General features: G+C 72.1%; 11 protein-coding genes. 6 read left to right on the top strand and 5 right to left on the bottom strand.

The features are described from left to right. Window positions 1-430 precede the first annotated feature (430 nt). Window positions 431-976, top strand: a complete 546-nt coding sequence (locus AC2CHG_RS14120) for a hypothetical protein (protein ID WP_484524902.1) — start codon at window positions 431-433, stop codon at window positions 974-976. Here AC2CHG_RS14120 and AC2CHG_RS14115 read toward each other — a convergent pair. After that, window positions 904-1,209, bottom strand: coding sequence for a hypothetical protein (locus tag AC2CHG_RS14115; RefSeq protein WP_262011805.1), 306 nt, complete (start codon window positions 1,207-1,209; stop codon window positions 904-906). The genes AC2CHG_RS14120 and AC2CHG_RS14115 overlap by 73 nt on opposite strands. Window positions 1,210-1,211: 2 nt before the next feature. After that, a complete protein-coding gene (locus AC2CHG_RS14110; RefSeq protein WP_262011804.1) occupies window positions 1,212-1,487 on the bottom strand; it encodes a DivIVA domain-containing protein in 276 nt (91 codons plus the stop codon). 315 nt (window positions 1,488-1,802) lie between these two features. Here AC2CHG_RS14110 and AC2CHG_RS14105 point away from each other — a divergent pair, with 315 nt between their 5' ends. From AC2CHG_RS14105 to AC2CHG_RS14085, 5 genes are all read left to right on the top strand, one after another. After that, the gene (locus tag AC2CHG_RS14105; protein WP_151014346.1) at window positions 1,803-2,042 is read left to right on the top strand and encodes a winged helix-turn-helix domain-containing protein; all 240 of its coding nucleotides are present in this window, start codon (window positions 1,803-1,805) and stop codon (window positions 2,040-2,042) included. A gap of 57 nt (window positions 2,043-2,099) precedes the next feature. Next, window positions 2,100-2,945 carry an alpha/beta fold hydrolase gene (locus tag AC2CHG_RS14100; RefSeq protein WP_262011803.1) on the top strand — a complete coding sequence of 282 codons (846 nt, stop codon included), beginning with the start codon at window positions 2,100-2,102 and terminating at the stop codon, window positions 2,943-2,945. A gap of 286 nt (window positions 2,946-3,231) precedes the next feature. Further along, window positions 3,232-6,141, top strand: coding sequence for a M36 family metallopeptidase (locus tag AC2CHG_RS14095; protein WP_262011802.1), 2,910 nt, complete (start codon window positions 3,232-3,234; stop codon window positions 6,139-6,141). A gap of 186 nt (window positions 6,142-6,327) precedes the next feature. Continuing rightward, window positions 6,328-6,768 carry a ribonuclease domain-containing protein gene (locus AC2CHG_RS14090; RefSeq protein ID WP_262011801.1) on the top strand — a complete coding sequence of 147 codons (441 nt, stop codon included), beginning with the start codon at window positions 6,328-6,330 and terminating at the stop codon, window positions 6,766-6,768. Window positions 6,769-6,829: 61 nt separating this feature from the next. Continuing rightward, window positions 6,830-7,318: a barstar family protein gene (locus AC2CHG_RS14085; protein WP_262011800.1), complete on the top strand. Its 489-nt coding sequence runs from the start codon at window positions 6,830-6,832 to the stop codon at window positions 7,316-7,318. A gap of 135 nt (window positions 7,319-7,453) precedes the next feature. Here the strand turns inward: AC2CHG_RS14085 and AC2CHG_RS14080 are convergent, their stop codons facing one another. From AC2CHG_RS14080 to AC2CHG_RS14070, 3 genes are all read right to left on the bottom strand, one after another. Then, on the bottom strand, window positions 7,454-8,182 hold the full coding sequence (locus tag AC2CHG_RS14080) for an HD domain-containing protein (protein ID WP_484524901.1): 729 nt from the start codon (window positions 8,180-8,182) through the stop codon (window positions 7,454-7,456). Between the two features lie 56 nt (window positions 8,183-8,238). Continuing rightward, the gene (locus tag AC2CHG_RS14075) at window positions 8,239-11,490 is read right to left on the bottom strand and encodes an NACHT domain-containing protein (RefSeq protein WP_484524900.1); all 3,252 of its coding nucleotides are present in this window, start codon (window positions 11,488-11,490) and stop codon (window positions 8,239-8,241) included. A 108-nt stretch (window positions 11,491-11,598) separates the two neighbouring features. After that, window positions 11,599-12,018 (bottom strand): ATP-binding protein, encoded by a 420-nt coding sequence (locus AC2CHG_RS14070; protein ID WP_262011797.1) that lies wholly within the window; start codon window positions 12,016-12,018, stop codon window positions 11,599-11,601. Between the last annotated feature and the right edge of the window lie 136 nt (window positions 12,019-12,154).

The raw sequence follows: 12,154 nt of genomic DNA, 5'->3' as shown, positions 1-12,154 counted from the left end.
GCCCACCGCCGCCGGCGGCTGTCCACCGGCGCGCCGGGCTTCGGCCGGCCGCCGCCCCGCTCGGGCCCCTCCGGCACCGCGGTCATCGCACCCCCTCCATGCCGGATCGCAGCACCGCGTCCCGCGGCGTCACCGGGACGCGCGGGCCGTCGGGCGAGGGGTGGCCGGACCGCCGTGGCGGTCCGCGATCCACGCTAACAACCCCGACCGGTGTACGCGCGCAGCCGCGCGCACGGCGCTTCCGCCCGGCCCGAGAGGCGGGCGCTGACCGATCGGACGAGCCGTCCCGTAGTCCTATCCGTGGGACTCGGAGCGGTTTCGGTCCCGCTCACGGGACCAACCATCCAGAGTCGATCGGCGCACCTTGATCCGTGATCGAAGCGCTTCGTAGCGTGAGGCTCCGCGATCCTTCGGGGGAGGACCAAAACGCATGGGCGTAGACGCTCGTCAGGCCGCCGGCCAGGCCGTGACATATCTGCGGTCCCTGGCCGAGCGGCAGTACGACCGGGTCTGGACCCCGGACTTCCTGCACCTCACCCCCGACGTGCAGGGCTTCGCCGTGTTCCACCGTGGCGGCCTGGTGCTGGTCTACGGCGCGGTGTCACCGGAGGACTCGGCCCGCTGGGTCTTCCGGATGGCCTGCGTGGCCGGCGCCGACGTGCCCGACATCTCCGGGGCGATGGCCTGGGCGAACATCAGGAACCGGCTGGCCGAGGCCGGGCGCTACTACTGCGTCGTGAAGGCCGACCAGAGCGCCTGCCACGTGGTGTTCGCGCTCGACGTGCGCAGCCCGCTGCTCGACGACGTCACGGCGCCCGACGCGCAGGCGGCGCGGGAACTGCTGCACTTCTCGCTCGCGGTGTGCGTGCACAACGCCGTGGCGGACTTCCGTGATCTGGCGTCCTACCTGCCGGCGCGGCCCCTCGCCCCGACCGAGATCGACGCCTGGATGCTGTTCGCCGGCACCCAGGACTGACTGTGCGGCATCGGCTCGCCGGCTCGGCGCAGCCCCGCGAGCTGTACGAAGATGTCCCGCTTCGCGGTCGCGGTGCCCCGGCGGTTGAGCACGTAGCCGGTCAGCCAGATCCAGCCCATGTGCGTCACCTCGGCGCCGATCGACACGACCCGGAATGTGAGCGCCCGGTCGCCGCCGAACTGCACCGACGCGCGACCGTCGACCCGCAGCAGGTCACCGGTTTGCGGGCGCACCGCTACCAGGGGCCGTCGTTCGGCGGGCGGCACTCCCGGGCGTGCATGGTCTGCCAGTCCCGCAGGGCGCGCTTCAGCCTGTCGTTCTCCTGCGCGAGCAGGCGTACCTGCCGGTGCAGCTCGGTCAGCTCGTCGGCGACCCGGGCCTGGAACTCGCGTACCTGATCGGGGTCGACACCCCGCCGACGGGGATCGAAGGCGTGGGTGCGTATCTCGTGCGGGGTCATCCGGGCCGGTAGGCCGGTCAGGTAGATCCGGCCGGATCGATACTGCGTCACTTCGGTCCTTTCCGGGGCAGGCGGAGACGCGGCGGGTCGGTGCGGTGGGTCTGGAAGGGCGGGCCGCCCGCACGCCGGCCGCGGGCGGCCCGCCCGCTCCGCCCCCGCAGCCCAGATCGGCGGTACGGAGGCGGAGCAGTCCGGAGGGTCGGGACGGGTACGCACACCCGCCCCGACCGGGGATGAGCCGAACTCGTTGCCACGCGAGGAGCGGCCCGATAGCAACACTAACGGCTTAGCCGTTTAAGTCAACCACTGATTGTTGTCGTTCGTGGGCGTTTCGTGATCGAATTGGCGTGCCACGCAAGGAGCGCCATGCCTACGACACCCGACTACATCCGCATCTCCGACGACATCATCGCTGCTGTTCGGAGCAAGCGGCTCAAGCCAGAGGACAAGCTGCCGTCGATCGCCCAGATGGCGGCGGACTACAAGGTCGGTACCTCGACCATCCAGATGGTCTATGTCCGCCTGGAGGCGCTCGGCGTTATTCGGCGCCACCAGGGCAAGGGCATCTTCGTGACCGACCCGAAGACCTGGATGAGGGAGCCGTAACCGGCGCCAGCCCAGCATGCCCCCTCGGTCGGCGCGCGACTCGCCATACTGTCGGCGATGACTGCTGACGTGCGTACCGAAGACGGTTGTCGCCTGTGGGCCGACCAGGCCGGCGCCGGGTCGCCGCTGGTGCTCTGTCACGGCGGCCCGGGCATGTGGGACTACCTCGACCCGGTCGCCCGGCTGCTCGACGATCGCGCCCGCGTCATCCGGTGGGACCAGCGCGGTTGCGGGCGCTCCGAGCGGCGTGGTCCGTACTCGGTCGGCCGCTTCGTCGCCGACCTCGACGCGGTACGCGAACACCTGGCCGGACCGCGAACGGCAGTGCTGGGCCACTCGTGGGGCGCGCACCTGGCGCTGCGGTACGCGATCGAGCACCCGGAGCGGGTCAGTCACCTGATCTACGTCTCCGGCACCGGCATCGACCCCGAACGCGGCTGGCATCCGCACTACGAACTCAATCTCAAGCGGCGACTCGGGCTGCACCTGAAGCGGTGGGAGGAGTTGGGCGCTCGCGCCCGCACCCCGGCCGAGGATCGGGAACGGGCGGTGCTGCAGTGGTCGGCCGACTTTGCCGACCCCGACGCCGCCGTGCGGCACGCCGAGGACATGGCCACGCCGTGGCTTGGTGTCAACAGTGACTGCAATCGGGCGATCAACGCCGAGGTCAAGCAGGAACTCCGCACCTGCGACATCGCGGCGCGGTGCCGGACACTCGACCTGCCCGTGCTGATCATCGACGGACCCGAGGACATCCGTCCCCGCTGGGGCGTCGACTCGCTGGAGAAGGCGCTGCCGAACTGCGAGCGGGTCAGCCTGCCCGGATCAGGTCATCTGCCGTGGGTCGAGAACCCGCACGGCTTCCGCCGGGCCGTTGCCGGCTTCCTCGACGGCCACGGGTGAGCCACGTCCTTCTCGATCCAGTAGCTGCTGACGGCGTGGAGATCTTGGTACGAAAGGGCCCCCATGAGGGCCGTTTCGTACCAAGATCTATTCGCGTCTCGTCTGGTGAGACGTCAGTCTCGGAAGTGCTCGGGTGGAGGCTCCGTGGGGGCCGCCGAGAAATCGACGCAGCAACATTTTTGGATGTTCGGCTGGTGTCGGCGCGTTGATCGTCCTGGTCGGATGGCGGAACGGACATCGCCGTTCGACGATGACAGGAGGGACCGTGCGCACACCATCCCGTGCGTTGACGGGGACCACCGCGCTGCTGATGGCAGCCGGTCTGGTCCTGACCGCCGCTGGCGGCGGCCAGGCGGCACCCCGGGAACAGACCCGTACCCAGGCGCCACCCGACCACCTGCCGGGCGACCGGCACGACACCAAGGCCACTGACAACCGCAAGGGCCGCGTTCTCGCCAGCGACCGGCAGCGCGACCGCGCCGCCGCGCTCGGCGCTCGGGTGCGCTGGACCGACTTCGGTACGCCCGCGACGCTCACCTCGACCGGCAAGCCCCTGGCCACCGGGCTGCCCGCCGACCCGGCCGCCGCCGCGCGCGCGTACGTCGCAGCCAACCGGGACGTGCTGGGCCTGACCGTCGAGGGCGCCGCCGCGCTGGAACTGCTGACGGTGGCGCCGATGGGGCAGGGCGCCACCGTACTGTTCCGGCAGCGCTTCGGTGACCTGCCGGCCGCCGTCGACGGCATGCTGTCGATCGGCGTACGCGACGGAGCGGTGTGGCACGTCAGCTCCTCGCTCGCCCGTGACGCCGGTACGCCGGCCCCCGCGACGATCAGCGCCGAGCAGGCCCGTACGGCCGCCGTCGCCGACGCGGGCCGTGCCGACGCGCAGGTCGTGCGTACCTCATTGGTCGCGGTGCCCACCGCGGACCGTGGGCCGCGCGCGGCGTGGGAGGTGGTCCTCGGCGCGGACACCACCGGCGCGGACCCGGCCGCCTACTCCACCTACGTGGACGCCCGCGACGGCACGGTGCTGGTCCGCGAGGACCTGATCGACCACGACGCCGACCACCCCTCGTGGGAGGTCTTCCCCAATTCGCCGCGTGTCGACGGGTCCTCGGCCGACACCCGCAAGCGGTGGTGCGCCGTGCCGGCGCGCGGCTGCGCCGAGGTGGTGGGCGTGCCCGGGCACCCGGCGTGGGACGTGGACCCGGCCACCGGCCAGTCCACCACCACGACCAAGGGCAACAACGCGATCGCGGTGCAGAACTGGAACAGCAACGACCCGTTCAGCGTCGGCACCGAGACCGCGACGCCGCGCCCGGACCGCCGGTACGACTACCCGTGGACGAACCAGTGGCAGGAGCAGCGCTGCAACCCGGAGGTGTTCACGTCGCCGCAGGCGAACGACATCGACGCGGCGCGGGCGAACCTGTTCGCCATGCACAACCGGATGCACGACTGGACCTATCACCTCGGGTTCACCGAGGAAACCTGGAACATGCAGCAGGACAACCTCGGCCGCGGCGGGCTCGGTAACGACCCGGAGCAGGGCAACGCGCAGGCCGGTGGCATCAGCGGCGGTCCGCCCGCGTTCGCGGCCCGTAACAACGCCAACCAGATCACCCCGCCGGACGGCGTCGCGCCGACCACGAACATGTACCTGTGGCAGCCGATGGCGGGCTCGTTCTACGCGCCGTGCGTCGACGGCGACTTCGACATGTCGGTGATCGCCCACGAGTACGGCCACGCGGTCACCAACCGCATGATCGCCGGCCCGAGCGCCGGGGTCAGCTCGCCGCAGGGCATGAGTGAGAGCTGGTCCGACCAGCTCGCCATGGAGTACCTCTTCGAGCACGGGTACGCCGCGCCCGGCCGGCGCGGCTTCACCATCGGTGAGTACACCACCGGGGACCCGAACGCGGGTATCCGCAACTACAACATGAGCGACAGCCCGCTCAACTACAGCTCGGTCGACTACGACTTCGTCGGCCTCCAGGTGCACGCCTCCGGCGAGTTGTGGAGCGCGACGAACGCCGACATCCGGGCGGCCATGATGCGCCGCTGGGGCAGCGGCACCCCGGCCGTGCAGAAGGCGTGCGCCACCGGCGCCCGCGACGTGACCGCCTGCCCTGGTAACCGACGCTGGATCCAGCTGGTCTTCGACTCGTTCCTGCTCATGTCGGTCAGCCAGGTCAGCATGGTCGACGCCCGGGACGCGATGCTCGCCGCCGACCGGATCCGCTTCGGCGGGGCCAACCAGGACCTGCTGTGGAACGCGTTCGCCAAGCGCGGCCTCGGCGAGACCGCGGCCAGCGTCGGCCACACCGACGCCGACCCCACGCCGGGCTTCACCTCGCCGTACGCGCGGGAGGCCGCGCTGCGGTTCCTGCCGGTCGGCGAACGCGGGCCGGTGGCCGGCGCGCAGCTGTTCGTCGGGCGCTACCAGGCCCGGGCGGTGCCGGTGGCGGACACCGACGCGGCCACCCCGCTCACCGACCGGGTCGAGCTGGTGCCCGGCACGTACGAGTTCGTGGTGCGGGCGCCCGGCTACGGCCACACCCGGATCGGCCCGGTGACGGTCAAGGCCGGTCAGAACCGGACGCTGCCGGTGACGTTGCGACCCAACCTGGCCTCGGCCACCGCGGGCGCGGCGGTCACCGGCGACGGGATCAACCTGTCGCAGATCGCCGACGACGACGAGGCCACCAACTGGGCCGCGCTCGGCGCGCCGGTCGCCGGCCGGCAGGTCACAGTCGACCTGGCCGGTGACGTCCAGCAGGTACGCCGGGTGCAGGTGAGCGCCATGCTGCGCCCGCCGGTCACCGGTGACGCCGATGCCGGCACCCAGAGCCGGTACTCCGCGGTGCGGCAGTTCCGGGTCCTGGCGTGCACCGCGACGGGGCCGGTGACCTGCGCCGACGCAGCGGACTTCCGCCCGGTCTACACGAGCCGGCCGGACGCGTTCCCGGCTGTGGCGCCGCGTCCCCGGGCGCCGGAGCTGATCATGCGGTCGTTCGACATCCCGCGTACCAAGGCCACGCACCTGCGCGTCGAGGTGCTGACCAACCAGTGCACGGGCGCGCCGGACTACGCCGGTGAGCAGGACGACGACCCGCGGGCGGCGACCGACTGCGCCACCGCCAGCCCGCAGGCGCAGAACGTGCGGATCGCCGAGTTCCAGGCGTTCTCGCACTGACACACGCGGCGGGTGCGGACGGGCGGCCCCTGTCGTCCGTCCGCACCCGCCACCGTGTGTTCACGCGCGGTTCGGGGCGCCGTCGCCGGATCGGGACTGTACGGCGGGCAGGATCCTCGACAGACTGAGCACCGATTGGCCATCAATGCTGATCGATGCGCTGTCGTCCCGTTCAAGGAGGATCCCTTGACCCCGTTCCGCGCCGCCGTCACCCGCGTACGCCGCGCCCTCGCCGCGTCCGCCCTGGTCACCGCCGTGGCCGCCGCTGCGCTCGTCGCACCGTCCACCGTCTCCACCCGCCTCGCCGAACCGGCCGTGGCAGCCGTCTACGGCTCCTGCACGCAGTCCCGCTGCGCCGACGCGCGCGCCGCCCGTTCCGGCTGGTCCGCGAAGAGCTTCCCGACCAGCCGCGGCTGGTACTCGTGGAGCGGCGGCCAGTGCAACTTCGCCGGCGGCCGGTTCTACAACTACGAGGGACAGCTGCCCACCGGCGCCACCTACTACGAGTACGACGTGTACCCGCGCGCCTGCAACGCCTCCCGGGACGCGTACCGGATCGTGGTCAACAAGAGCACCGGGGCGACCTGGTTCTCACCCGACCACTACGCCAACTTCTACCGGCTCTGAGCAGCCTCGACGCCGGCCGGGCCCGCTGTGCCCGGTCGGCGCCGTCGGGAAAGGACGGACCATGGGCGCAGCGTCCGCGCAACCGCCGGCCTGGCTCGTGTACGGCGGCACGCCGCCCGAGCCGGAGGGCGGCGCGACCGTGTCAGGCTCGGGCGGTGACCCCTGGTCGGGTGGCGGGGCGCTCCCGGGCGGCGTGCTGATTTCCGGCGCGCAGGCCCGGACCCGGGCCACGCTGCACGAGACGCTGGCCGGGGCGCTGGAGCTGCCCGGCTGGTACGGCCGCAACTGGGACGCCCTCGCCGACGCGCTCGCCGACCGCCTCGACGCCGGTCCGCTGACAGTGGTCGTGACCGACGCGGCGGACCTGCTCGCGGACGAGCCGCCCGCCCAGCTCGGCACGCTGCTGGACGTGCTGGGCGCGGCCGCCGCCGGTGGGCACGAGACGTTGCGGGTGGTGCTGCGCGACCACCCGGACCGCCTGCCCGCCCTGCGCGCCCGGGTAGCCGCCGTGCTCGGCGGCCACGTAGGCGCCCCACCCCCCGCCGACTGACCCCCCGCACCCCGCCACTCACGCCCGCCACCCGCGGACCGGGCGGTGATCAAGGACTTTGCGTCCGGATCAGGCCCCTACGGCGACACAAACTCCTTGATCAACGCCTAGGGGCGGGGCGGGGTGGGGGAGGGGTCAGGCGGGGTGGTCGAGGATGGCGCTGAAGCGTTCCTCGGCCAGGTCGAGCTGGGCGAGGATGTGTTGCTTGACCGGCGGGGACAGTGGTGTGTCCGGGCGGGCGACCAGGTCACGGAAGACCGGCACCAGCGGGCGGTACTTGGCGGCGGCGCGGGCCACCTTCGGCCCGACCGTGTGGATCACGCCCACGCCGTTGTCGGTGAAGTCGGACACCTTGATCACCCGCGCCCAGGGTTCCCGTTCCAGGCTGGCCGCCACGTGCTCCCGGTACTGCTCGTCGCGGTCCCGGCCCGGGTCGTACGCCGGGTTGGTGACCGCCGCGACCAGCCGGGCGACCCGCGACCCGAACCGGCCGGACAGCGCGGCGAGCGCCGCCGAGGTCACGTCGGGCCCGGTGGCCGAAGGGTCGAGCCCGGCCAGCTCGGCGGGGTGGTCCTCGACCGCGTCGTGCAGCAGCCCGGCGACGATCACGTCCACGTCCCGCACCTGGTAGTGGTGCATCAGCCGGATCGACACCCGCAGCAGGTGGTTGAGGTACGGCTCGCGTACCCGCCGGTCGTCGCGGTGCAGGTCGGCGGCCAGGTCGAGCGCCTCGGTCAGCCGGTCGCGCGCGGCCTCGTCGAACGCCTCGATCTCCAGCCGGAACCGGGCCAGCAGGCCGGGCTCGCCGTGGATCTCGGTGATTGCGTGCATCGGCATGGTGGCGAGGTACGCGGGAAACTCCATGCGTCCCTTATAGCCGATCTTCGCTGGATCCGGCGTCCGACACCGTGGCCGGTATGTCACCAGCGGCGCCACTTCGGCAGGTCGCGGCGCGACATCTGCCTCCAGAACCGGCGCATCCGTGCGTGCCGTACGTTCTGCCAGGGCGCGCGGGCGGAGAACGCATACCACCACGAGGTCAGGTCGGCCTGCCGGCCGCAGAAGTTCTGGTCCATCCGGTGCGGCAGCGGCTCGCCCCTGGCCGGCAGCGGGCACAGCCGGAAGGCGCAGTCGTCCAGGCAGGTCGCGCCGGGTACGCAGGCATCGGCCCGGCGGGTGCTGCGTTCGGGCTCGAGCGGTTCCCGGTCCGCGGTGATACAGGGCGGGAGATCGCACCGGTCCGCCCGGTGCAGACGTTCCTCGCGCTGCTTCACCGATTCGCCCCGGTCGGCGAGGTTCAGCAGCAGCATGACGTCGGCGAGCAGCCGTTCGGCAGTAGGTTCGAGCACGCTCCAGCCGGTGGAGTCGGGAATCCACAGCCGTTGGTTGCGCCGTACCTCGGGCGACGGGCTGCACGACCCGACCCGGCCGGCCGTCTCGCCCTCTTCGATCCAGCAGAACCGTTCCGGCTGCCGGGTGACGAGCGCCGACATGCAGAGCCGCGCCGCGGCCAGCAGGAACGGATGGGCCGGGCACGGCTCACGATCGGCGACGGCGCTGCCCGCGGTGCGCAACCAGTGCTGCACCAGGCCGACCGGATCGGCGCCGGCCCCCCGCTTCGGCAGCGGCTCGCTCGGGTTCATCGGCAGCGACAGCAGGGTCAGCGCCTGGATCAGCACCAGGTGGCTGTACCAGAAACGGGAGTGGGCCAACGCGAACTCGGCCTTCTCGACCAGGAAGCTGCGGTCGGCGTCCTGCCGGCCGATCGGCAGGTGCCGGACGTTCGCCGCGATGCGGAATCCCTGCGCCAGCGCGATCTCCAGGCTGAGGCCGAGCCGCCGGTCGTCGCGGAGGTCACGGTTCGCCGCGAGCGCGTCGAGCCAGGCGTCGAGCTGACGCCCGGCCCGTCGCCGGGTGGCCGGGGTCTCGGTGTCGCGGTCGACCGACAGCAGCAGCAACGGCGCGATCCACGCCCGCAGCCGCTGCGGCCAGATCGCCGGAGCGACGGCGTACCGGTCGGGCAGGCGCGGGCCCGCCCCGCCTTCGGGTCGTAGTGCCTCCGCGGCGTCCACGCCGCCGAGCCCGATCTCGCGCGCGGCGGCGAGCTGGACCCGGTACGAGGCTTCCCCGGCAGCGAGACGGAAGAGGCTGGCGTAACTGGACGGCAGTGAAGACGGTGGCTTCGGCAACCTGTCTCGGCGACGGCGTTCGGCGAGGTACCGGGCGGCATCCCCCCACCGCCGGACGAGCGCGAGCTTGGCCTCGTCCAGCGGGCGGTCACCGACGTCGCCCTCCTGGAAATCGGACCAGCCCGCCTCGATCTGCGCGGCGATCCGTTCCTGCTGCGGACGGTCGGTGGCGGCGTCCACCTCGAACGCGGTCGCGTACATCTCCAGCCGCCAGCAGGGGTTGCGCCCGGCGTCGGCGCGGCGCAGCAACCGTTCGACCAGACCGGAGTTGAACGCGTCGTGGCCCGGCTCCCGGGACAGGAGAACCAGCGCGATGAGCGCTTCCCGGCTCGGTTCGTCCGGAACGAGCAGGGGCAGCAGGGCGTTGCGCATCTGCGCGTCGGACAGGAACCGGGCACCGAGGTATGCCTGGATCACGCCGTGCTGGAAGCGCATGCCGTCGGGATGCAGCGTGACCAGGGAGAACTCACCGGCGGTGGTGACGGCGGTGACGAGGTCGGCGCGACTTCGCGCGTCGAGCCCGTCCCTGACCTGGTTTTCGAGGTGGGATACGACGATGCCGAGCGCCGTCCCGAGTTCCGTTCCGCCGTCGCGGGCGTTCGTCATCTGGTCGTAGGTCACGTTCAGCGACTTGCGCAGCAGGCCCACGCACGCGAAGGCGGACACCACGTCCAGGGCGTGCCGGCGTTCCTTCGGATCGTGCGCGAAGTCCTCGCAGATGTATCCGTCCTCGAGCGCCTGCAGCCACGCGTCGAGCAGGAGGCGGCGGATCTTCGCCCGGTCCACCGGACGGACCGATCCGCCGGTCTCGCGGTGGCTGCCGAGCCCTTCCGGTAGCCGCCCGAGCCGGTTGAGGTCCCGGATGACCTTCAGGTAGACGGGTGACTCGGTCACGTCGGCGTCGTTGATCAGGTGCGCGACGGTCATCCGGGACGGCCTCGGCGCCGGGTCGTCGCTGTCCAGGCCGAAGGTGAGCGCGTGGGTCTCGCTGAGCGGTTCGAGCCCGATCACGACCGCCGGCATGCTGCGCAGCGGATCGTACGGGCGGGCGGCGGCGATCAGCGGAAGCCGGTTCTGCGCCGCCCGGGTGAACGCCTGGCGGAGCACGCTGTCGTGCTGGCCCTCCTGGCCCTCGCGGTCCTGCCCGCCCAACTCCTCCAGCCCGTCGGCCAGCACCGCGATCTTGTTGCTCCACCGCAGTTGGCGCCACAACCGGTCGGCCTGTCCGCCGTTCCACAGGTACGGGTCGACGAACTGCGTGAACTGCTCGCGCGCCGCCTTCTCGAAGTCGAGGGAGCCGACGTCCTTCACGTCGCGCAGCGAGAGGGCGACCGGCACGACGCCGCGTCGCGCCAGCTCGTGGGTCAGCCGGAGCATCACTGCGGTCTTGCCCGCGCCGACGCCGCCGACGAGGACCATCGGGCACCGGACGTCCGGGTCACGGATCCGTTCGATGAGCACCTCGCACAGTTCGTCGCGTCCGACGATGTCGGCGAGCGTGTCGTTCGAGGTGCCCACCAGGTCCTCGGGATGGTGCTTGGCGATCCGCTGGTACCGCCGGTACACCCGGACGAAGGTGAGCAGGTAGAAGCCGACGAAGACGATCGCCACCGCGAGGATCTTGCCGAGGAAACCGCTTATCTTCTTGCACTGCCCCTGGTTCGCGGGCCCGGTGCAGAAACGGTCCTGCACCCAGGCCAGGGGCGGGAGCTGCTCGACCCGCCAGTGCCCGACGGCCACGTTCCACAACGGCAGCACGAACTGGGTGAGCACCCAGACGCCCACCACCACCGCGGCGCCGACCGCCAGCACCAGCCACCACCATGGCCGGTGCCACCACCGGGCTGGAGCCGCGGGACGGGTCGCCGCCCTCCGGCGCTGCCGCTGCGACCGGTTCCCGTACCAGGTGCCGGCCCGGCGGAAGGTCATCGCGACCCAGACACGCGGCGTCCACAGCCAGCCGCGCCACAGCGGACCCCGCATGCCGGCACCCCCCGGCCCGCATGCCGCCGTTCGGCGCAGGCGAGCGACGCTCACGAAATCTCCGGGCCGAGGCTAACCCCTGCGAGAGCTGCGAGGAGGGGGTTTGCGTCAGTCGCCCGGGGTGAGGCGCTTGACCAGGCGTACGCAGGTGCCCTCCGGCGTGCCGACGATGGTGGCCTCGTCCATCACCCGCGCCATGATCAGCCGCCCGCGTCCCCGGTCGCCGCTGTCGTCGCCGTCGGCCGCGCGCCAGCCGCCGCGGTCGCGTACCTCGATCTCCAGCCGGTCGCCGCGCAGCTCGGCCCGCAGGGTGGTGATGCCTTCCGGGGCGAAGCGGTAGCCGTGCTCGATGGCGTTGGCGCACGCCTCGCCGGTGGCGATGAGGACGGTGTCGACGTCCCACTCGCTCACGCCTTGGGCGTGCAGCCAGCCGCGCAACCGTTCCCGGGTGGCGGCGAGCCGGGCCGGGTCGGCCGGTAGGTCGATGGTGAGGACCGGGCCGACGTCGCCGGATGTCCCACCCGTCACGTTCGGCCCTCCGTCCCGTGCCCGTCCCCGGGCCTGGGCGCCCACTCGCGCTCTCACCGCCTGATTCTCACCCTGTTGTCCCCGGTGGCCGCCGATTCATTCCCCCGGCGGCGATGTCCGTCAACGTGATCATCGC

The sequence above is a fragment of the Micromonospora sp. ATLC20 genome, from assembly GCF_057196585.1.
Note: the sequence above shows the minus strand (reverse complement) of the source record. Positions and strands in the feature narration are given on the sequence as shown.

Excerpts from the sequence above, each read along its gene's own strand:
- AC2CHG_RS14105 (WP_151014346.1), top strand. The coding sequence starts at position 1,803 with ATGCCTACGACACCCGACTACATCCGCATCTCCGACGACATCATCGCT.
- AC2CHG_RS14120 (WP_484524902.1), top strand. The coding sequence starts at position 431 with ATGGGCGTAGACGCTCGTCAGGCCGCCGGCCAGGCCGTGACATATCTG.
- AC2CHG_RS14075 (WP_484524900.1), bottom strand. The coding sequence starts at position 11,490 with ATGCGGGGTCCGCTGTGGCGCGGCTGGCTGTGGACGCCGCGTGTCTGG.
- AC2CHG_RS14085 (WP_262011800.1), top strand. The coding sequence starts at position 6,830 with ATGGGCGCAGCGTCCGCGCAACCGCCGGCCTGGCTCGTGTACGGCGGC.
- AC2CHG_RS14080 (WP_484524901.1), bottom strand. The coding sequence starts at position 8,182 with ATGGAGTTTCCCGCGTACCTCGCCACCATGCCGATGCACGCAATCACC.
- AC2CHG_RS14100 (WP_262011803.1), top strand. The coding sequence starts at position 2,100 with ATGACTGCTGACGTGCGTACCGAAGACGGTTGTCGCCTGTGGGCCGAC.